Raw genomic sequence first — 19,372 nt, 5'->3', positions numbered from 1 at the left:
TCTGGCGTCCTATCAACGGGAATGGAAAATGCCGGAAGACCAACGAAATCTACTAGAAGACAGTGAAGATCTCGGCGCCGCCTGCCAGAAAGCGCTCGCCGAAACCTCCAAGGCATTGAAGGCCTTTTCCTTCTATCCCGATAACCATCCCCTGCGTTCGCAAATACTCACCTCTGCCTACGAGGCTCTTGCCAATCTGGTCAGGCGCGGCCCCGTCACCCTGATCGTGCAGCGCGGCGGTTTTGCCATCGCCGGCCGCAAGGACGCCATCGAAAACAACCCGATGACCAAGGCCCTGGCCCAGGAGCTCTTCGCCCGCGAGCTGCAGCGGCTCACCTTCCTCCCGGAGCTGTCCCCGGCGGATCTCTCCGCCCTCCTTTCCGCACTGGCGGTGTCGCCGCAGAAGATCGCCGAGGACGGTGGCGTGGCAGGCATGCTGTCCCGAAACGGCATCTCCGCCGTAATGGTGAACCAGATCGACGTATCGGCCGTGTACACCAAGAAGTCGGCGGGACAGGCCGAGGAAGAGGAGGGGGACGGCGGCGCCGAGGTGCCCGAGGAGCGCCCCCTCGAGCCTTCTCCGGCACAGGGGAGCGTGGCCGGTGAGGCAGCCGAGCCGGGCGTCGACGAGCTCCTGGCCGCGCTGGCCGCCGAGACCGATGATGAACGCTACCGGCAGCTTGCGCGCCTGCTGTTGAAAAAGGCCCTGCCGCTTAAGCTGGAGGGTAACTTCGACCGGCTCTACGTGGTGCTCGCGCGCCTGTTGGAACAGCAGGCGGACCCGGCCAGGAGTACGGTCTGCCGCGACGTGGCGCACACGGTGCTGCAACAGCTCATCCTCGGGGAGATGGCCGAACACCTGCTGAACCACCTGGAGGATGTCGATTTCCCCGACAAGGAGGCGATCTGCCGCATGCTCAGGCTCGGCGGTGCCGAGGTGGTGGACGCGGTGGTTCGGCGCTTGACCGCCACCGGGAGCAGGGGCGCTCGCAAGGCGCTCGGCACCGCCCTGGTCCGCATCGGGGTGCAGGCGCAGCCCCAACTGCTCACCCTCCTCAAGGACGGCCGGGTGCAGGTGGTGCAGATGGCGGTGGCCATCCTCGCCGAGATCGGCAACCGCGATGCGGTCAAGGGGCTGGTGCTGACCGCGTATCACCCGGAGGGGCGGGTGCGCATGGAGAGCATCCGGGCACTGGCGCGGATCGGCGGGATGGAGGCCACCGGCGTGCTCCTCTCCCTGGTGCAGGAGGGGGACGAACCGACCGCTCTGCACGCGATCTCCTGGCTTGGGACCTGCCGAAACCAGGCGGCGCTCGAGCCCCTGCTCAGGCTGGTGGCGAGGCGCGACCTGAGGGGGAAGCTGCAGGCGCTGCAGCTGGAGGCGCTAAGGGCCGTAGGACGCATCGGCGACCGGCGCGCCCTCGCGGCACTGTTCAAGGTGGTCCGCAGACGCTGCCTGCTCGGCACGACCCGCCGCCGGGAGCAGAAACTCGTCGCCCTCGAGGCCATCGCCGCCCTGGGAGGGGAACAGGCGCGGGCGTTCCTGCAGGGGTACGCCTCGGGCAACGGAGAGCTGGCCGGCCCAGCGGCGGCGGCGCTGCAGACAATGGCGCAGAAGGAAACAGGGCATGAGTGAGATCACCAAAAACGAGGTGCAGCGCGCGGCGATGCTGTTCACCGCCTCGATAAAGTCGGTGCTGCTCTATCCCCTGGCCCATCCGGCGGTGCGCCAGCCTTTGCAGGAACTGGTCGGGCTCATGGGCGAGATGATGGGGGAGCGGCATGAACTGCACCTGGGCGTGGTGGAGGGGACCTTCTTCATCGAAGGGTGCCTGCTGGTCTCCCCCAACGCGGCCGTCGCCGAACTGGTCGAGCGCCTGCTGCAGAAGGGGGTCGACGCCGTCACCATCTACCCCGGGGTCACCCCCGACGACCTCTTCGGCTTCGCCACGCTGCTGGCGAACCGGCAGGTCGGCGCGGAGACCTTCGCGGCAGAGCTGGAGAGGAAGGGGATCAGCAACGTCCGGCTGGGGATCGACGAGGTCGTCGCCGGCGAGGGGGAGGGGAAAGGGGAGGCCCTGGTCCCCGCCGCCATCTACCGCGACGCGCTGAAGGCGGTGCGCGACACCATGCGCGAGATCGATAACGGTCGGATCCCAAGCGGCGAGTGGATCAACGGTGTGGTGGAGAACATGGTCACGGTGACCATGGAGGAACCGACCACCCTGCTCGGCCTCGCCATGATCAAGGACTACGACAACTACACCTTCAGCCATTCGGTGAACGTGGGCATCCTGGCGCTCACCCTGGCCGCCTTTCTCGGCCTGGAAAAGGAGGCGCTGCACGAGATCAACACCGCTGGGCTTTTGCACGACATCGGCAAGACCAGGATCGACAAGACCATCCTGAACAGCCCGGGCAAGCTCTCGGACACCGAGTTCAAGGAGATGAAGCGCCACGCCGAGGAAGGTTCCGAGATCGTCAAGAAGATGAAGAACATCCCCACGGCGGTGGCGGAGGCGGTGCTTGGCCACCACATCCGCCACGACCGCACCGGGTACCCCGAGTGGGCCCGGGAGATGCACTTCGGTCTGTACACCGAGATCGTCTCCGTGGCCGACTGCTACGACGCCATCACCACGCTGCGCACCTACCAGAGGCCGACCCTGCCCAAGGAGGCCATGCAGATCATGCACCGCCTGGCGGGCTCCTCGCTAAACGGCGAGCTGGTGGAGCAGTTCGAGGCGATGATGGGGGAATACCCGGTGGGAAGCCTGGTGCGCCTGGATACCAACGAGATCGCCCTGGTGCTGAAGCCGCATCCGATGGAGTGCGCGGAGCCGTCGGTGAAGATCCTGATCGGCGCCCAGGGCGAAACGCTGGAGACGCCCCGGCTGGTGAGCCTCGCCGAACAGGGGGGGAGGCGCTACGCCACCATCATCGCCCCCGTCGACCCGCTCCTTAAGAACATCAACCTGGCCAATCACCTGCTCGCCTGATAAGGCAGGTTGAGGTTGAAAGGGATAAAAGAAGGGGGGACGGCTTTGGCCGTCCCCCCTTTCTGCATCTAAAGCGTGGCGTGCGTGCCTAGGCGGACCACTGGCCGTGCAGGTTGCAGTACTCGCGGACCTTGATGTCGGCGGCGCTGATCGGGAAGGTCGCTTCCGGGGCCTGGCCCGGCTGCAACTGGGCGCGGTAGACCTTGCCGTCGGCGATCACTTCGATCCACTCGATGTAGTGGGCGCTTTCCATCGGGTGCGGGATGCTGCCGACCTTGACGGTGACGGTTCCTGCGCCGCGCTCGATGACCGGTACGTGCTTCTCTTTGGAAGCGTCCACGGTGTTTTCCTTCTGCAGCTTCATCTCCTCGCCGCAGCAGACCAGTTGGCCGCCGCCGGCATGGAACACCTCGACTATATTGCCGCACATTTCACACTTGTAGATTTCCAGAGCCTGAGCCATTGAATCCCTCCTGTTTTTGTTGGTTGGTATTTTGTTGCCGCTGTATGCCGGTCGGTATTTGGTGCCGCTATTTGAACCAGGCGGCGAGGTTTGCCGCCAAAGCCCGGTTGTTCCCTTGCAGGAACTTGTTCTGAAAGATGGCGTCGTCGCCGAAGACAAGGAAGGAGCCCTTCCCCATGTCGCCGGCCACCACCACGCCGAAGGAGGCCGTTTCCTCCTTGGACTGCTTCTGGTCCTGGTCGACGTCGATCCAGGCCTGGAAGCCGGTGGCCGCGATGACCTCGGCGCCGTCGCCTTGGTTGATGAGCCCCCAGGCGCCGTGCACGCTAAAATCCTTGATGCCCCGGAAAAGCGGGTGCTCCTTCAGCCGGACGACCCGGAACCTTAGGAGGTCACCCTCGATCACGTTCTCGCGCTCCTGGATCACCCCCATGGTGTGGCTGACCTGCAGCCGGTCCAAAAGGGAAGCCATCGGGGGCGCTACGTGGAGCATCACCGCCACGCGGCCGCCGTTTTGGATAAACCGCGTCACGGCCTCGATCTCGTTGGGGTGCAGCGGGGTGAAGCCCCCGCTGATGACCAGGGCGCGCGCGCCAGCCAGCGTGGCATCGGTGAGCGGCTGGTCCACGGTGCCAACCTCAAGGCCCGCCCCCTGGAACACCTCGGCCAGCCCCGAGAGCTGCAGCGGCCCCTGTTCCTTCACCTGGAAGCGTTCGCCGTGCCCGTTGTCGAAGAGCACCTTCCCTGCGGCCAGCACGGGAGAGGTCATCATTAAGAACGCCAGTACAATTATACTCATGAATCTCAAAGCGCCAGTCATTAAATCCTCCATTGCATGAAATTTTAAAAAAGACCTTTTTGATCCTGTTGGTCCTTATAGCAGCATTGTTCCGGCCACGCAATAACTTTTTTTCGGTCTACGGGACTGCCATCGTTGACAGGGGGGCTGGCGCCGATGTATTACAGGTATCCGGAGAACGTCATCACTGATTCTGGGGGCTACACATGATCGTGCATATAGTGCTTTTCAAGCTCAAAGAGGCCACCGCTGAGAACGTCGAGGCTGCCAGGCAGCGTCTTCTGAGCATGGATGGCAAGGTGGAGCTGCTGCGTCACCTCGAGGTGGGGGTGGACCTGATCCGCTCGGAGCGGTCCGCGGACATCGCCCTGTACACCAAGTTCGACTCACTGGAAGACCTGCAGGCCTACCAGGTGCACCCGTACCACGCCAACGAGGTGGCCGCCTACATGAGGAGCGTCTGCTCCTCGGTGGTCGCCGCCGACTATGAAGTCTGATCGCAAGCAACACCAAACAACGAGGAGGAGTAACTGATGGAGCTGTGTGCCTGTGGCAGCGGTTTGGCTTACGCCGAATGCTGCCGCCCTGTCATCAAGGGGGAGCGCCGCGCTGAGACGGCAGAGGCGCTGATGCGCGCGCGTTACGCCGCGTACGCCAACGTCGAGACCGATTTCCTGTTGGAGAGCACCCACCCAAAGCACCGCGAGGGGTACGACGCTCAGGGGACGCGCGAGTGGGCCGAGAAGTCCGAATGGCAGGGACTGGAGATCGTCTCCACCAAGGACGGCGGCAAGGATGACGCCACCGGCGAGGTGGAGTTCATGGCCCGCTGGAAGGAACAGGGGGAGGACCGGGTGCACCACGAGCGCGCCCTGTTCAAGAAGGAGAAGGAGGGGTGGCTCTTTACCGACGGCAAACCGGTGACCCGGCAGCCGGTGGTGAGGACCTCGCCCAAGATCGGGCGCAACGATCCCTGCAGCTGCGGCAGCGGGGTGAAGTACAAGAAGTGCTGCGGCAAGTAGACCGGCCGGAGCGGGAATAGGAAAGGGGCGAGTGGAATTCCACTCGCCCCTTCTTTTTTTGGCGTTGGTGCGGCAGCTGCGGGTGCCCTCATCCGCCCCTTCGGGGCACCTTCTCCCGAGGGGAGAAGGGGAAGGACTACCCTTGCCACCGGGAAACGGTGGCTGACTACCCTTGTCACCGGGAAAAGGTGGCCGACTACCCTGCCACCGGCAAACGGTGCCGACTACCCTCGCCCTCCGGGAGAGGGTGGCCGAAGGCCGGGTGAGGGCCCCCCTTTTTGCGAATGGGGTACAGGGGGATTTCCTCCGGGCGGATCACCTACTCCTGGCTGGCCAAAAGCGCTTGGTTCACGTCCTCGATAAGGTCGTCGATGTGCTCGATGCCGACCGAGAGCCGGATCAGGTCGGGCGTGACCCCCGAGGCGACCTGCTGCTCCTCGGAAAGCTGACGGTGCGTGGTGCTGGCCGGGTGCAGGACGCAGCTCCTCGCGTCACCCACGTGCACCACCAGGGCCACCAGCTGGCAGCTCTCCATGAACTTCTTCCCGGCCGCTGCGCCCCCCTTGATGCCGAAGGTGAGCACGCCGCTCGCCCCCTTCGGGAGGTACTTCTGCGCCCGGGCGTAGCTCTTGTGGCTCTCGAGCCCCGGGTAGCTCACCCAGGAAACCGCCTCGTGCTTCTCCAGGAACTTCGCCATGGCGAGCGCGTTCTCGGAGTGGCGCTGCATCCTAAGCGGCAGCGTCTCAAGCCCCAGGTTGAAAAGGAAGGCATTCATCGGGGCCGGGCAGGGGCCGATGTCGCGCATGAGCTGCACGCGCGCCTTGACGATGTAGGCGAGCTTGCCGAAGGTCTTCAGGTACTGCAGGCCGTGGTAGCTCTCATCCGGCTCGGTCATCTCCGGATACTTCCCGTTGCCCCAGTCGAAGTTGCCGCCGTCCACGATCACGCCCCCAACGCTGGTCGCGTGTCCGTCGATGTACTTCGTGGCGGAGTGGATCACGATGTCGGCGCCGAGCTCGAGCGGCCGGCAGAGGTACGGCGTCGGGAAGGTGTTGTCTATGATGAGGGGCACCTGCATCTTCTTCGCGATGCGGGAGAACTTGTCGAAGTCGAGGATGTTGAGGCCGGGGTTGCCGATGGTCTCGCCGAAGAGACAGCGGGTCTCGGGGCGGAAGGCTGCGACGATGGTCGCCTCGTCCGCCTCGGGATCGACGAAGGTCACCTCGATCCCCATCTTGGGAAAGGTGTTGGCGAAAAGCGAGTAGGTGCCGCCGTACAGGGTGCTGGCCGCGACCACGTGCTGGCCGGAGCGGCAGATGTTCATCACGGCGATGGTGGAGGCCGCCTGGCCGCTCGAAGTCGCCATGGCAGCGATCCCCCCCTCCATTGCGGCGATCTTCATTTCGAACCCTTCCGCCGTCGGGTTGGAAAGCCGGGTGTAGAAATGCCCCCCGACTTCGAGGTCGAACAGTTTGGCTACGTGCTCCGCGCTGGAAAACTTGAAGGTCGTGCTCTGGTAGATGGGCAGGATGCGGGGATCGCCGTCCTTGGGGGCGAAGCCTTCCTGGATCGCCTGGGTCTCGATGCGCCAATTCTTCTTCATGGTTCCCTCCTCCGTGAGTCTGTATAGCAAGGCAAGGCGCGTACTATAGCAGAATTGTCATCGCGTTTGCAGGGAAATATTAGAATGGCGCCTGGGTGGCCTGATCGCCGGGGGAATACGCCTTGCCCCGGTTCCGGTAATGTGCTAATAAAACGAGACACCAAAAAAGGAGGGGATGCATGCCCGTCGCTGATAAGATCGCCGGATTTATTGCGAAATCGTCGTGGATCAGGAAGATGTTCGAGGAGGGGGAGAAGCTCAGGAAGGAGTACGGCGCCGACAAGGTCTACGACTTCACCCTCGGGAACCCCGACGTCGAGCCCCCCGAGGCGTTCCAGGCCGAGTTCCAGAAGCTCGCCAATGCGCCGGTCCCGGGCATGCACCGCTACATGAACAACGCCGGCTACCTCGAGACCAGGAACGCAGTGGCGCGCATGCTTTCCGCCGCCTCCGACCTTCCGGTGCAGGGTGGCCAGGTGGTGATGACCTGCGGCGCCGGCGGGGCCCTCAACGTGGTGCTGAAGACGATCCTGAACCCCGGCGACGAGGTGATCCTGCTCACCCCGTTCTTCGTGGAGTACCGCTTCTACATCGACAACCACGGCGGCGTCCCGGTCGAGGTCTGGACCGACCGCGAGACCTTCCAGCTCGACATCCCGGCCATCGCTGCCGCGGTCACCGCCAAGACCCGCGCCATCATCATCTGCTCCCCCAATAACCCGACCGGCGTCATCTACCCGGCCGAGAGCCTCAAGGCGCTGGGCGAGATGATAGCCGCCAAGGAAGAGGAACTGGGGAGGCAGATCCTGGTCATCTCCGACGAGCCCTACGCCCGCATCGCCTACGACGGCAAGAGCGTTCCCAGCATCTTCCGCTACGTCCAGAACTCCGTCATCGTCACCTCGCACTCCAAGGACCTGGCCCTCCCCGGCGAGCGCATCGGCTACCTGGCCGCGAGCCCGCGGATGAAGAACGTCGACCAGTTCATGGAGGGGGCGGTGTTCTCCAACCGCGTACTCGGCTTCGTGAACGCGCCGGCCCTGATGCAGCGCCTGGTGGCCGGGCTGCAGCACGTTTCGGTGGACATCGACGCCTACCGCGTCAAGCGCGACCTGCTCTACGACTCCCTCACCGGGATGGGTTTCTCCATGGTGAAGCCCGACGGCGCCTTTTACCTCTTCCCCAAGTCGCCGCTGGCCGACGACGTCGAGTTCGTGAAGATGGCGCAGAAGCACCGCATCCTGCTGGTGCCCGGCGCCGGCTTCGGAGCCCCCGGCTTCTTCCGCATCGCCTACTGCGTGGACAAGGGGATGATCGAGAGAAGCATCCCCGCCTGGCGCGAGCTGGCCAAAGAGGCGGGCCTCCCCGGATAGAAGGGACCACCATGACCGAGACCATTCTGATAGTCGACGACGAGGAGGGTATCCGCTCCTCCCTGGCCGGCATCCTCGAGGACGAGGGGTACCGCACCGTCTGCGCCGCCGACGGCACCGAGGCGCTGGCCCTGTGCCAGAAGGAGCTCCCGGGGCTCGTGCTCCTGGACATCTGGATGCCCAAGATGGACGGCATCGAGACGCTCAAGCGCCTGAAGGAGCTGCACCCGGCCCTCAACGTCATCATGATGAGCGGCCACGGCACCATCGAAACCGCGGTCAAGTCGACCAAGCTTGGGGCCTACGACTTCATCGAGAAGCCGCTCTCCCTGGAGAAGGTGGTGGTCACCGTGGAGAACGCCCTCTCCATGAACCGCCTCAAGGAGGAGAACGCGGCGCTCAGGGGGCAGGTGCAGCAGGGGCACGAGATGATCGGCAACTCGGCCGCCATGCAGCAGCTCGCCGAGCAGATCCGGCTGGTCGCCCCCACCAACGCCTCGGTCCTCATCACCGGCGAGAACGGCACCGGCAAGGAGCTGGTGGCCCGCTCGGTCCACTACCACAGCCAGCGCCGGGACAAGCCCTTCATCGAGATCAACTGCGCCGCGATCCCCGAGGAGCTGATCGAGAGCGAGCTCTTCGGCCACGAGCGGGGCGCCTTCACCGGCGCGGTCGCGCAGAAGAAGGGGAAGTTCGACCTGGCCGACGGCGGCACCCTGTTCCTGGACGAGATCGGCGACATGTCGCTCAAGACCCAGGCCAAGGTGCTGCGCATCCTGCAGGAGAAGAAGTTCGAGAGGGTGGGGGGGACCAGGACCCTCGAGGTGGACGTCCGTATCGTCGCCGCCACCAACAAGCTCCTCGAGGAGGAGATCAAGAACGGCACCTTCCGCGAGGACCTCTACTACCGCCTGAACGTGGTCCCCTTCAAGGTGCCGCCGCTGCGCGAGCGCCGCGAGGACATCCCGCTTCTGGCCGGCTATTTCCTGGACGCCTTCTGCGACCTGGAGGGGCGCGAGCACAAGCGCATCGTCCCCGAGGCGATGGAGTCGCTCAAGCGCTACGACTGGCCCGGCAACGTGCGCGAGTTGAAGAACATCGTGGAGCGCCTGGTGATCATGACCCCCGGAGGCACCATCACCATGAACCACCTCCCCGACGATTTCGTCTCCGCCGGGGGGCGGGAGGGGGGGGGCGGCAAGCTCGACAGCGTGCTGGAGCTCTCAAGCCTCAGGGAGGCGCGCGAGGAATTCGAGCGCGAGTTCATCATGCAGAAGCTCGAGGAGAACGACTGGAACGTCTCGAAGACCGCGGAGGCGATCGAACTGGAGCGGAGCAACCTGCACCGGAAGATCAAGAGCTACGGCATCGACATGAAGAAGTAGCGGGGCGCCATGTTCTTCAGACTGTTCCTCATTTTCCTGATCGTCCCGGTCATCGAGATCTACCTGATCATCAAGATCGGGCAGGTGATAGGCGGCGTCGCCACCGTCGCCTCGCTGCTGTTCATGAGCCTTCTGGGGGCGTGGCTCATGCGCCACCAAGGGGGGAGGGTGCTCGGGGAGATCCGCGACGAGCTCTCCCGGGGTAGGCTTCCCGCGGCGCAGCTTCTCGACGGGGCCCTCGTCTTCGTCGGGGGCGTCCTGCTCACCACACCCGGCTTCTTCACCGACTTTTTGGGTATCTTCTTCCTCATCCCCGCCACCAGGCGCTACATCAAGCTCTGGCTCGGGCTCTGGCTGCAGGCCAGGATCGCCCGCGGCGGCTTCGTGATGCGCCGACACTTCTGATCCCTGCTTCGTCCCGGCGGCACCCTCCGTTTCCCGCTCCAATTGCACCCCCACCTTTTTGGGCTACTATTTCCCAGTGTCCGCGCGGCCGTCGGTGCGCCTGCTGCGGGGAAAGGGGAACGCCATGCTGGTCGTGGAAGAGTTTCACGGTACCCAGGTGATGCAGCAGCGGGTCGAGATGGTGGAGCGCAAGGGGACGGGGCACCCGGACCAGATCTGCGACTGCATCATGGACTCCATCTCGGTCGCGCTCTCCCAGGCGTACCTCGCCGAGTTCGGTACCATCCTGCATCACAACATCGACAAGGGGCTCCTGGCGGCCGGACGCGTGGGAAAGCGCTTCGGCGGCGGCGAGGTGCTCGAACCGATGGAGCTCACCATCGGCGACCGGGCCACCTTCACTCTGGCAGGCAAGGAGATCCCGGTGCACGACATCGCGGTCGCCGCCGCCAAGGGGTGGATCGCGGGCAACCTGCGCCACGTGGACCCGGAGCGCCACGTAACCTACCGCCTGAAGCTCGCCCCCGGTTCGCAGGAGCTGACCGACATCTTCGCGCGCCCCGGCGAGGTGAGGGGGGCCAACGACACCTCGGCCGCCGTGGGGTACTACCCCCTGAGCCCGACCGAGCGTGCGGTGCTGACCCTGGAGCGGGAGTTGAACAGCGGGCGGTTCAAGGCGCTCTTTCCGGAAACCGGCGAGGACGTCAAGGTGATGGGGCTTAGAAACGGCAAAGAACTGGACCTGACCGTCGCCATGCCTCTTCTTGCCGAGCGGATCACCTCTGAGCGCGACTACTTCGAGCGAAAGCACGCCGTCGAAACAGAGATGCAGCAGTTCCTGGCGGGGGGGTGCCGCGGCTTCGAGCGGGTCCGGGTGCACTACAACACCCTGGACCAGGCCGGGCGCGGCCTTAACGGCGTCTACCTGTCGCTATTGGGGACCTCCGCCGAGGACGCCGATTCCGGTCAGGTGGGGCGGGGCAACCGCGTCAACGGCCTGATCCCCATCGCGCGTCCGATCGGCACCGAGGCCGCCGCGGGGAAGAATCCCATGAGCCATGTCGGCAAGATCTACAACGTGCTGTCGCACCGGATCGCGCGGGAGATCTGCAAGTCGGTCGCCGGCGTGCAGGGTGCCTACGTCATGCTGCTGAGCCGGATCGGGGACCCGGTGGACCGGCCGCAGATGGCGAACGCGCAGCTCGTCATGGAACCCGGGCGCAGCGTGGCCGAAGTCGAGGGGGAGGTGCGGGAGGTCATGCAGCGGCAATTCTCCGGCATCACGGAGTTCTGTTATGCCCTAGCCCGGGGCGCCTACCCGGTCTGTTAAAAATTCGCTAAAGAGCGGCGCATTTCTGCCGAATGCAATTATACGGATCTTTATCAGCCTGCTCTTCTTTGTCGGGTGCTGGAAGACGTACCTAATCGATGCGCGTGAGGAGGACGGAACATGGGGCTTGATGCAGCGGTGCTCAGCGAGGCCAACACAACCGAGGACGAGGTAAGAAAAACCATTGCCGAGATCACCAAGGGGGTCTTCTCCACCATGGTGATGCTGGACGTGGTCGACGAGCCCCCCCTGGAGGAGCCGGTCCTGACCTTTCATGAAACGGTGACCAGCATGGTCGGGCTGGCCGGAAGCCACTCTGGGATCCTGGCCATCCACTGTCCCAAGAGGCTGGCCCTCCAGGTCACCTCGAGCATGCTGGGAATGGACGTCACCGAAGTCGACGACGATGTCAACGACGCCATGGGCGAGATCGCCAACATGGTGGGGGGGGACGTGAAGCACATCTTCTCCCCCAAGGGTGCCGACATCAACCTCTCCATACCCACCGTGATCTACGGCAACGACTACGCCCTGGAGAGCATCTCCAGTGCCGAATCGCTGGTGATGCCTTTTACCTGCGGCGATGAGCGTTTCCTGCTCTCGTTCAAGATCGGCAAGTAGCTTTTCTCTCCGAATTCGTCCCACTGGCAGCGGTCACCAACGAGGTGGCCGCTTTCTGTTTGTGGTCCCCCCGTCAAGCCGGACCATGCCCCGTGTCCAGGCTCAGTCGATACAAAAGGTTGACAAGACACCGGTTACCGTTGAAAATGAGCAACTGTTGAACTTTGGACGCCTGCGGAGCAACTGCGGGCGACCCATGAACTAACCTGGAGGGTAATTGGACACCGTCTTCGTCGAACTGCTGGTCATCGCCGTCCTCATTCTGCTGAACGCATTTTTCTCCTGCGCCGAATTCGCCATCATCTCAATTCGTAAGAGCAGGGTCGCGCAGCTGGTCGCCCTGGGGAACCAGCGGGCCGCGCTGGTGGAGTCGCTGCAAAGGGACCCGCACCGCCTGCTGGCCATCGTGCAGATCGGCGTCACGGTGGTCGGCTCGACCGCGTCCGCGGTGGGCGGCGTCATCGCCGTGGATTACATCCGCCCTGTGCTGCAGGTGTCCTCCGTCGCCATGGTCCGTAACGCGGCAGAGCCTTTGGCCATCGGCATCGTCGTGAGCGCCATCTCCTACCTGCAGCTCATCCTGGGCGAACTGGTCCCGAAGACCATCGGCCTACAGTACGCCGAGCCGGTAGCGTTGCGGGTGGTCCACACCATCACCTTCCTGGCGCGGGTGGCTGCCGTGCTGGTCTCCGTGCTCAGCTTCTCCACCAAGGCTACCCTGGCCCTGTTCGGCCTCAGGGGCGAGGGGAAGGCCTTCATGACCCGCGAGGAGGTGCAGCACATCGTCGCCGAGGGGCACGAAAGCGGCATCTTCAGCGAGACCGAGCACACCTTCATCGACAACCTCTTCGACTTCACCCACACCGCGGTACGCGAGGTGATGGTGCCGCGCACCCGCGTGGTCGCTTTCGACCTGAACCTCTCCAACGAGGAGATCCTGAACGGCGTGCTGGACAACCAGTACTCCCGCTACCCGGTCTACCTGGGGAGCATCGAGGAGACGGTCGGGTTCATCCATGGCAAGGACCTTTTGGGGCGCATGGTGCGCGAGCCCGACTTCGACATCCGTTCCATAGTGCGTCCGCCGGTCTTCGTCCCCGAGGGCAAGAAGGTGAGCGAGCTGTTGAAGGAGATGCAAAAGACCAGGGTGCATATGGCTTTTGTGGTGGACGAGTACGGCAGCATCAGCGGCATCGTGACCACCGAGGACCTGCTCGAGGAGCTGGTCGGCGAGATAGAGGACGAGCATGACGTGGGGGAACCGAGCCGGGTGCAGGTGCTGGCGGACGGGAGCTTCCAGGTTGACGCCCTCATCTCCATCTCGGATCTCGAGGACCTGTTGGAGGTCGACCTGGGCGAGGATCTTCCTTACGACACGCTGGCGGGGCTGATCCTTGACAGGATCGGGCGTTTCCCCGAGCAGGGGGAGAAGGTGCAGTTGGGCGAGTACCAGCTCACCTGCGAGGAAGTGACCCGCACCGGCATCAGCCAGGTACGGATCGTCAAGAAGGACGAGGACTAGGACTGGGGACTAGGGACTAGGGACTAGGGACTAGGGACTAGAACTGGGGACTAGAACTGGGGACTAGAACTGGGGACTAGAACTGGGGACTAGAACTGGGGACTAGAACTGGGGACTGGCGGGCATTAAGCCCGCCTTTGTCGTTTTCAGCTCCTACACCCTGCCTTTATGCTTTCCGGCCAGGAAGATCGAAGTCAGGATGGAGATGGTCAGGGCGCCCACGATGACGCCCAGGGAGAGCTGCAGCGGGATCTCGACCAGGTCAGCCAGGAGCATCTTCGTCCCGACGAAGGCGAGGATCACGGAAACACCCAGCTTCAGGTGGACGAACATCTCCATGACGTGGGCCAGCAGGTAGTACAGCGAGCGCAGCCCCATGATGGCGAAGATGTTGGAGCTGTACACGATGAACGGGTCATGGGTGACCGCCAGTACCGCGGGAATGGAATCCACCGCGAAGATCAGGTCGCTCGATTCGACCACGATCAGGGTCAGAAAGAGGGGCGTCGCAGCCCAGATGCCGCGCCTCTTTATGAAGAAGTGGTCGCCCCGCGCCCTCTTGGTGATGGGGATGAAGCGCCGGACCAGCCGCACCAGCGGGTTGTGCTCGGGGTGCACCTCGTCGTCCCCGCCGAAAGCCATCTTGAACCCGGTGTAGATCAGCACCGCCCCGAAGACGTAGACCATCCAGTGGAAACGCTCGATCAGCTCGATCCCCAGCAGGATGAAGATGCCGCGCATCACCAGCGCACCGATGATTCCCCATTTCAGGATCTTGGGCTGATGCGCCCGGGCCACCTTGAAGTACGAGAAGATCATGATGAAGACGAAGAGGTTGTCGACGGAGAGCGACTCCTCGATGATATAACCGGTAAGGAATTCCAGGGCTTTGGCCGGCCCCAGGACCTGCCAGACGCCGAGGTTGAACGCCATGGCGAGGCCGACCCAGACCAGGGTCCAGGCCAGCGCCTCACGGAACTTTATCTCGTGGCTCTTCCTGTTGAACACGAAGAGGTCCAGGATGAACATCACGGTCATGATCCCCGCGAAGGCGATCCACATCATCTCTCTGTCGGTCAAAACTCCCTCCGGTTAATGCCCCATCTGCTCCAGCCGGGCGATACGCTCCTCCATGGGAGGGTGCGTGGAAAAAAGCCTCGTCAGCATCCCCGCGGTGAGCGGGTTCACGATGAACATGTGCGCCGTGGCCGGCCTGGCCTCGTACATCGGCAGCGCCCGGGAAGCCTGGTCCAGCTTCCTCAGCGCGCTGGCCAGGGAGCGCGGTTTGCCGCAGAGTCTGGCGCCGCTTTCGTCGGCCAAGTATTCGCGGCTTCTGGAGACTGCGAGCTGGATCAGCATGGCGGCGATGGGCGCGATGATGGCAAGTGCCAGGCCGCCCCAGCCGCCACCTTCCTCGTCGTCGCTGCGGCCGCCGAAGATGGCGGCCCACTGCACCATGTTCGCCAGCATCGAGATGGCCCCGGCGATGGTGGCGGCGATGGTGGAAATGAGTATGTCGCGGTTGGCGACGTGGCTCAGCTCGTGCGCCATAACCCCCTCCATCTCCTCGGGGGTGAGGATGCGCAGGATCCCCTCGGTCGCGGCGACCGCGGCATGTTCCGGGTTCCTGCCGGTGGCGAAGGCGTTGGGGCTCTCCGAGGGGATGATGTAGACCCGGGGCATCGGGAGCCCCCCCTGAACCGCGAGCCTTCTGATCATGCCGTAGAAGGCTGGATTCTCCGCCTCGGTGATCTCCTGGGCCCCGTACATGCGGAGCACGATCTTGTCCGAGAACCAGTAGGAGAAGAGGTTCATGGCACAGGCCATGAAGAAGGCGAGGTACATGCCGCCCCTGCCGCCGATGGCGCTACCAAGGGCCACCATGATCAGCGTGAGCGTGGTGAGCAGGACCGCTGTCTTGAATCTGTTCATGACTTACCTCCTTGCCGAGTCGCCTGGTCAAATAAAAAGACCTTTACCCAGGCACAGTCGCACTGGATAAAGGTCTTGCCTGCTCTGACAGGATTGTCATGCCCCATGTCCGGGCCTTGGCGGCCGTCTTGACGAACACGGGTCGGTTGCCGTGTCAACCGATAGCTACTCCCCTTTACCATGATGAAATATAGGTAACGGAAGCACGGGTGTCAATCGTTTCTTTTACCCCACTACGGACGGGGGCTCACCCGGCGATGCTCTCGGTGAGCAGGATCGCGTCGGCAAGCTGCCGCATCGATATCCTGCGGTCCATGGCGAGCCGCTGCATCCTGCGGAAGGCCTCCGCCTCGGAGAGCTTGTCTCGCTCCATGAGCCGTCCCTTCGCCTTCTCGATCACCTTCCTGCTTTCGATGCTCTCCTTGAGCGAACAGACCTCCTCCTTGAGCCGCTCCACCCGTCGCGCCGCGGCGATGGAAAGAAACAGCGCCGCCACCAGTTCCTCCTCGCGGACCGGCTTGGCCAGGATGGTGGACACAGCCGCCTCTCCCCAGGTCTGCACTTCCTCCAGGTCACGGCTCTCCGCGATCATCACGATCGGGAGGCTGAGCTTGTCCCAGAGCTTTTTCACCGTACCGACGATCTCCTGGTCGCCCGCGCGGAATTCGACGACGGCCACCTCCGGATGGTTAGCCAGAGCCTCGCTCAGCAGCTCGCCCGACCCCCCGGACGCTATTATTTCAGCAAAACCTCGCTCCCTCAGCCTGTTTTTTAGGCTCTCTAGGAGATCCTCGTCGCGAATGTACAGGACCGCTTTTCCCATGAATTTCACCTCCTTACGACGATTGGAACTGCCACGGACGGGCAGGTTGACTGGTAAAAAGCATAGAGCGTTCCAAAAAGCGGTGTTTGGCGAGGCAAGCGCACCGGTGCAGGGTGCCGGCCGTTGCTTGCCGGCGCGTGACCCGGCTCACCCGTCACTGCTAATTTCATTAATGTTTTGGACGATGCAGCCGATAACGTGGCTATGCCCCTGCAAACGGTGGGGTGACCGCTGCGTCAACCTTTGAAAAGGATGCCGCGGGATACTGTGAGCCTCTCCGGTAGTTAAAGGAGCCCCATGCTTTTTGCCACCCGATCCGCAGCAATCCATAGCCGAAGCACGTTGGCCCTTGGCATCTGCGCGTGTCTGCTGCTGGTCCTGGTCGCGGCCGTCTGCCGTCCCCAGGCCGGGTCGGTGGGAGCCCTGGCCATGGTTTTCGTGGGGGGGCTGCACGCCCTGCGCCTCAAGTGGCGCCGGCAGTCGGAGGAAGAGTTGAGGCGCAGCGAGGAGCAGTTGCGCATCTCGCAGCGCATCGCCCATATCGGGAGCTGGGACTGGGATGTCGCCAGCGGCCGCCTGGACTGCTCCGAGGAACTCTGCCGCATCTTCGCCATCCCTTTCGAGCAAGCGCCGGAAAACTTCCCCGACTTCCTCGACCTGCTCCCGGTTCCGGTGCGGGAGGCGGTGACGGCCGCGGTAGAAAGGGCGCTGTTCGGTGACGATTCCTTCACCGTGGAGTATGCCCTGGTCCGCCCCGACGGCGGCGAGCGTTACCTCTCCGAGGTGGGCGAGGTGTTCCGCGACGATGCCGGAACCGCTCTTCGCGTAGTGAGCGTGGTGCACGACATCACCGAGCGCAAAGAGGCGGAGAGTGCCCTGTTCTTCGAGAAACGCTACCGGGGGCTGATCGAGAACCTGCCTCAACGCATCTTCCTCAAGGACTGCAACCTGGTCTACCTCTCCTGCAACTCCAGCTTCGCCCGCGAACTGGGGCTCGAGCCCAGTGACGTCTTCGGCAAGACCGACTACGAGCTGTTCGAGGAGCCGCTGGCGCGCAAGCGCCAGGAGGAAGACGAGCGGGTGATGGCGGCAGGGACCGCCATAGAGCGCGACGAGCAGCGCGAGCGTGACGGCAAGTGGGTCAGCAAGGCCCTCATCCCACTCAAGGACGACCATGCGCGGGTGTATGCCCTGCTCGGCGTCCTGACCGACATCACCTTCCGCAAGAAGGCAGAGGAACAGCTGAAGGAGAGCGAGGAGCGCTTCCGCAACACCTTCGAACAGGCGGCGGTGGGGATCTGTCACATCGCCCTGAGCGACATCCTGATCCGGATCAACCGGCGCTTTTGCGACATTCTGGGCTACAGCCAGGAGGAACTTTTGGGGTGGACCCTGGAGCAGACCATCCACCCGGACGACCGCGCTGCCGAACAGGGACAGCTCTCCCGGCTGGTCAACCGCGAGATCGACAACTACAGCATCGAGATGCGCCAGCTCAGGAAGGATGGTTCCGTGGTGTGGGTGAACCTCACCAAGTCCCTGGTCTGCGGACCGAAGGGGGAGCCGAAGTATCTGATCGGCGTCATCGAGGACGTGACCGCCAAGCGCGAGGCCCAGGAACTGCGCCGGGAGCGCGACCTGGTGCAGGCAGCCAGCCAGGCCAAGAGCGAGTTCCTGGCCAACATGGGGCACGAGATCAGGACCCCCATGAACGCGGTGATGGGGTTGAGCCGTCTTGCCCTGAAGACCGAACTCATGCCCAAGCAGCGCGGCTACCTGGAGAAGATCTGCTCCGCCAGCAGGACCCTCTTGAACATCATCAACGACATCCTCGACTTCTCCAAGATGGAGGCGGGCAAGCTGGAGCTGGAAAAGACCGAACTGAACCTGCAGGAGATCCTTGGCAACATCTCGGACATGCACCACCTGAAGGCGCAGGAAAAGGGGCTCGACTTCAAGATGCGGCTCGCCCCGGAACTCCCCGGGAAACTCCTGGGCGACCCGCTGCGCCTCACCCAGGTGCTGAACAACCTGATCGGCAACGCGCTCAAGTTCACCAACCGGGGCGAGGTGGTGGTCGCGGTAAAGCCGGTCGGTCAGGAAGACGGGGCGGTGCAGGTCAACTTCTGCGTCCAGGATACCGGCATCGGCATTACTCCCGAGCAGATGGAAAAGATCTTCACCCCCTTCACCCAGGCGGACAGCTCCACCACGCGCCAGTACGGCGGCACCGGCCTCGGGCTCTCCATCAGCCGCCAACTGGTCGAACTGATGGGGGGGGAACTGAAGGTGCAGAGCGTGCCCGGCTCGGGGAGCAGTTTCTCCTTTACGGTGGGATTCGCGATCCCAGCCGCCGGCAAGCCGGTGTCTGAAGCCCGGGAAGATGAGTTGCGCAACCTGAGGCTCCTGGTCCTGGATGGCAATCCCGCCGCGGTGGAGGGGCTTGCGGAGATGTTGCAGGGGCTGCCGGTCGAGCTTCAGGCGGTACCGACTTTCGCCGCCGCCTGCGAGGCGCTCAAGGAGCAGCCGGCGGCGGACCAGATTCCCTTCGACATGGTGGTGATTGACGGTGTTACCGCCGGAGAGGAGGGGCTGGAACAGCTTTCCCGCAGCATCTCGAGCCGGTACCGCAGTGAGGTCGCGGTAGTGGCCACGGTTCCTGCGGACCAACTGGAGACGGTGCAGCAGCTCGGGGACGAGTGGGGGGTGAGCGCCGTCTACGCGGCTCCGGTGCGCCCTTCGCTCCTCGTGGACGGGATGATCCGCGCCTTGGCCCGTACCGCGGCGCACCAGGCGGAACGCGCACCGGCTGTCCCCCCCGTGGCGCGGGCGGTACCTTCGGCACCCGAAGGTCACTTCCTGCCCGACCATTTCGCGGCCGAAAAGACGAAGCTCGAACGCCTGCTGGCCAGGAACAGCCTGGACGCCAAGCGGCAGTTCGACAAGTTCTGCAGACAGGTGCCGAGCGGCCGCTTCACCAAAGAATTGCAGGCGCTCCAGGCCTGCATGGAAAAACTGGACTTCAGGAAGGCACGCCAGCTGTTGGCCATCTTTCCGGCAGGGCAGGAGCACCATCCGGATAACAGGGAGTAGCT

Annotated in this window: 17 protein-coding genes; 11 read left to right on the top strand and 6 right to left on the bottom strand. The window is 63.8% G+C overall.

The features are described from left to right. The first annotated feature begins 28 nt into the window (after window positions 1-28). Window positions 29-1,636 (top strand): HEAT repeat domain-containing protein, encoded by a 1,608-nt coding sequence (locus tag KOM00_RS08755; RefSeq protein ID WP_216498529.1) that lies wholly within the window; start codon window positions 29-31, stop codon window positions 1,634-1,636. Further along, window positions 1,629-2,999 (top strand): HD-GYP domain-containing protein, encoded by a 1,371-nt coding sequence (locus tag KOM00_RS08750; protein WP_216498528.1) that lies wholly within the window; start codon window positions 1,629-1,631, stop codon window positions 2,997-2,999. The genes KOM00_RS08755 and KOM00_RS08750 overlap by 8 nt, the downstream gene beginning before the upstream one ends. Window positions 3,000-3,087: 88 nt before the next feature. Here KOM00_RS08750 and KOM00_RS08745 read toward each other — a convergent pair whose 3' ends face one another. Beyond that, window positions 3,088-3,462 carry a desulfoferrodoxin gene (locus tag KOM00_RS08745; RefSeq protein WP_216498527.1) on the bottom strand — a complete coding sequence of 125 codons (375 nt, stop codon included), beginning with the start codon at window positions 3,460-3,462 and terminating at the stop codon, window positions 3,088-3,090. Between the two features lie 67 nt (window positions 3,463-3,529). After that, the gene (locus KOM00_RS08740) at window positions 3,530-4,234 is read right to left on the bottom strand and encodes a DUF4350 domain-containing protein (protein ID WP_236026834.1); all 705 of its coding nucleotides are present in this window, start codon (window positions 4,232-4,234) and stop codon (window positions 3,530-3,532) included. Window positions 4,235-4,467: 233 nt separating this feature from the next. Between KOM00_RS08740 and KOM00_RS08735 the strand changes: the two genes are divergently transcribed. Then, window positions 4,468-4,758 (top strand): Dabb family protein, encoded by a 291-nt coding sequence (locus KOM00_RS08735; protein ID WP_183349410.1) that lies wholly within the window; start codon window positions 4,468-4,470, stop codon window positions 4,756-4,758. 33 nt (window positions 4,759-4,791) lie between these two features. Next, the gene (locus KOM00_RS08730; protein WP_216498574.1) at window positions 4,792-5,283 is read left to right on the top strand and encodes a YchJ family protein; all 492 of its coding nucleotides are present in this window, start codon (window positions 4,792-4,794) and stop codon (window positions 5,281-5,283) included. Window positions 5,284-5,602: 319 nt separating this feature from the next. Here the strand turns inward: KOM00_RS08730 and KOM00_RS08725 are convergent, their stop codons facing one another. Next, window positions 5,603-6,886 carry an O-acetylhomoserine aminocarboxypropyltransferase/cysteine synthase family protein gene (locus tag KOM00_RS08725; protein ID WP_216498525.1) on the bottom strand — a complete coding sequence of 428 codons (1,284 nt, stop codon included), beginning with the start codon at window positions 6,884-6,886 and terminating at the stop codon, window positions 5,603-5,605. A gap of 179 nt (window positions 6,887-7,065) precedes the next feature. Between KOM00_RS08725 and KOM00_RS08720 the strand changes: the two genes are divergently transcribed. From KOM00_RS08720 to KOM00_RS08695, 6 genes are all read left to right on the top strand, one after another. Then, entirely contained in the window at window positions 7,066-8,259 is a 1,194-nt protein-coding gene (locus KOM00_RS08720) for a pyridoxal phosphate-dependent aminotransferase (protein WP_216498524.1), read from the top strand. A gap of 11 nt (window positions 8,260-8,270) precedes the next feature. Next, a complete protein-coding gene (locus KOM00_RS08715) occupies window positions 8,271-9,644 on the top strand; it encodes a sigma-54-dependent transcriptional regulator (RefSeq protein WP_216498523.1) in 1,374 nt (457 codons plus the stop codon). Window positions 9,645-9,653: 9 nt separating this feature from the next. Then, window positions 9,654-10,049 carry an FxsA family protein gene (locus tag KOM00_RS08710; RefSeq protein ID WP_216498522.1) on the top strand — a complete coding sequence of 132 codons (396 nt, stop codon included), beginning with the start codon at window positions 9,654-9,656 and terminating at the stop codon, window positions 10,047-10,049. 124 nt (window positions 10,050-10,173) lie between these two features. Beyond that, on the top strand, window positions 10,174-11,379 hold the full coding sequence (locus KOM00_RS08705) for a methionine adenosyltransferase (protein ID WP_216498521.1): 1,206 nt from the start codon (window positions 10,174-10,176) through the stop codon (window positions 11,377-11,379). A 120-nt stretch (window positions 11,380-11,499) separates the two neighbouring features. Then, entirely contained in the window at window positions 11,500-12,000 is a 501-nt protein-coding gene (locus tag KOM00_RS08700; protein WP_216498520.1) for a chemotaxis protein CheX, read from the top strand. A 217-nt stretch (window positions 12,001-12,217) separates the two neighbouring features. Further along, on the top strand, window positions 12,218-13,522 hold the full coding sequence (locus tag KOM00_RS08695) for a hemolysin family protein (protein WP_216498519.1): 1,305 nt from the start codon (window positions 12,218-12,220) through the stop codon (window positions 13,520-13,522). Window positions 13,523-13,675: 153 nt separating this feature from the next. Here KOM00_RS08695 and KOM00_RS08690 read toward each other — a convergent pair whose 3' ends face one another. From KOM00_RS08690 to KOM00_RS08680, 3 genes are all read right to left on the bottom strand, one after another. Beyond that, window positions 13,676-14,602 (bottom strand): TerC family protein, encoded by a 927-nt coding sequence (locus KOM00_RS08690; protein ID WP_216498518.1) that lies wholly within the window; start codon window positions 14,600-14,602, stop codon window positions 13,676-13,678. 12 nt (window positions 14,603-14,614) lie between these two features. Then, entirely contained in the window at window positions 14,615-15,454 is an 840-nt protein-coding gene (htpX, locus tag KOM00_RS08685; protein ID WP_216498517.1) for a zinc metalloprotease HtpX, read from the bottom strand. Between the two features lie 247 nt (window positions 15,455-15,701). Continuing rightward, on the bottom strand, window positions 15,702-16,277 hold the full coding sequence (locus KOM00_RS08680; RefSeq protein ID WP_216498516.1) for an ANTAR domain-containing response regulator: 576 nt from the start codon (window positions 16,275-16,277) through the stop codon (window positions 15,702-15,704). A 297-nt stretch (window positions 16,278-16,574) separates the two neighbouring features. On the opposite strand from KOM00_RS08680, the gene KOM00_RS08675 reads away from it, so the two are divergent. Beyond that, window positions 16,575-19,370 carry a PAS domain-containing hybrid sensor histidine kinase/response regulator gene (locus tag KOM00_RS08675; RefSeq protein WP_216498515.1) on the top strand — a complete coding sequence of 932 codons (2,796 nt, stop codon included), beginning with the start codon at window positions 16,575-16,577 and terminating at the stop codon, window positions 19,368-19,370. Window positions 19,371-19,372 lie beyond the last annotated feature (2 nt).

The organism is Geomonas diazotrophica (assembly GCF_018919385.1).
Lineage (GTDB): Bacteria > Desulfobacterota > Desulfuromonadia > Geobacterales > Geobacteraceae > Geomonas > Geomonas diazotrophica.
The sequence above is the reverse complement of the archived record's forward strand: the minus strand, read 5'-3'. Positions and strand labels throughout refer to the sequence as shown.

Coding starts and splice junctions, on each gene's coding strand:
- KOM00_RS08755 (WP_216498529.1), top strand. CDS start 29: ATGCCGGAAGACCAACGAAATCTACTAGAAGACAGTGAAGATCTCGGC.
- KOM00_RS08715 (WP_216498523.1), top strand. CDS start 8,271: ATGACCGAGACCATTCTGATAGTCGACGACGAGGAGGGTATCCGCTCC.
- KOM00_RS08745 (WP_216498527.1), bottom strand. CDS start 3,462: ATGGCTCAGGCTCTGGAAATCTACAAGTGTGAAATGTGCGGCAATATA.
- KOM00_RS08705 (WP_216498521.1), top strand. CDS start 10,174: ATGCTGGTCGTGGAAGAGTTTCACGGTACCCAGGTGATGCAGCAGCGG.
- KOM00_RS08680 (WP_216498516.1), bottom strand. CDS start 16,277: ATGGGAAAAGCGGTCCTGTACATTCGCGACGAGGATCTCCTAGAGAGC.
- KOM00_RS08740 (WP_236026834.1), bottom strand. CDS start 4,234: ATGATGACCTCTCCCGTGCTGGCCGCAGGGAAGGTGCTCTTCGACAAC.
- KOM00_RS08710 (WP_216498522.1), top strand. CDS start 9,654: ATGTTCTTCAGACTGTTCCTCATTTTCCTGATCGTCCCGGTCATCGAG.
- KOM00_RS08735 (WP_183349410.1), top strand. CDS start 4,468: ATGATCGTGCATATAGTGCTTTTCAAGCTCAAAGAGGCCACCGCTGAG.
- KOM00_RS08675 (WP_216498515.1), top strand. CDS start 16,575: ATGCTTTTTGCCACCCGATCCGCAGCAATCCATAGCCGAAGCACGTTG.
- KOM00_RS08720 (WP_216498524.1), top strand. CDS start 7,066: ATGCCCGTCGCTGATAAGATCGCCGGATTTATTGCGAAATCGTCGTGG.
- KOM00_RS08750 (WP_216498528.1), top strand. CDS start 1,629: ATGAGTGAGATCACCAAAAACGAGGTGCAGCGCGCGGCGATGCTGTTC.
- KOM00_RS08725 (WP_216498525.1), bottom strand. CDS start 6,886: ATGAAGAAGAATTGGCGCATCGAGACCCAGGCGATCCAGGAAGGCTTC.
- htpX (WP_216498517.1), bottom strand. CDS start 15,454: ATGAACAGATTCAAGACAGCGGTCCTGCTCACCACGCTCACGCTGATC.
- KOM00_RS08700 (WP_216498520.1), top strand. CDS start 11,500: ATGGGGCTTGATGCAGCGGTGCTCAGCGAGGCCAACACAACCGAGGAC.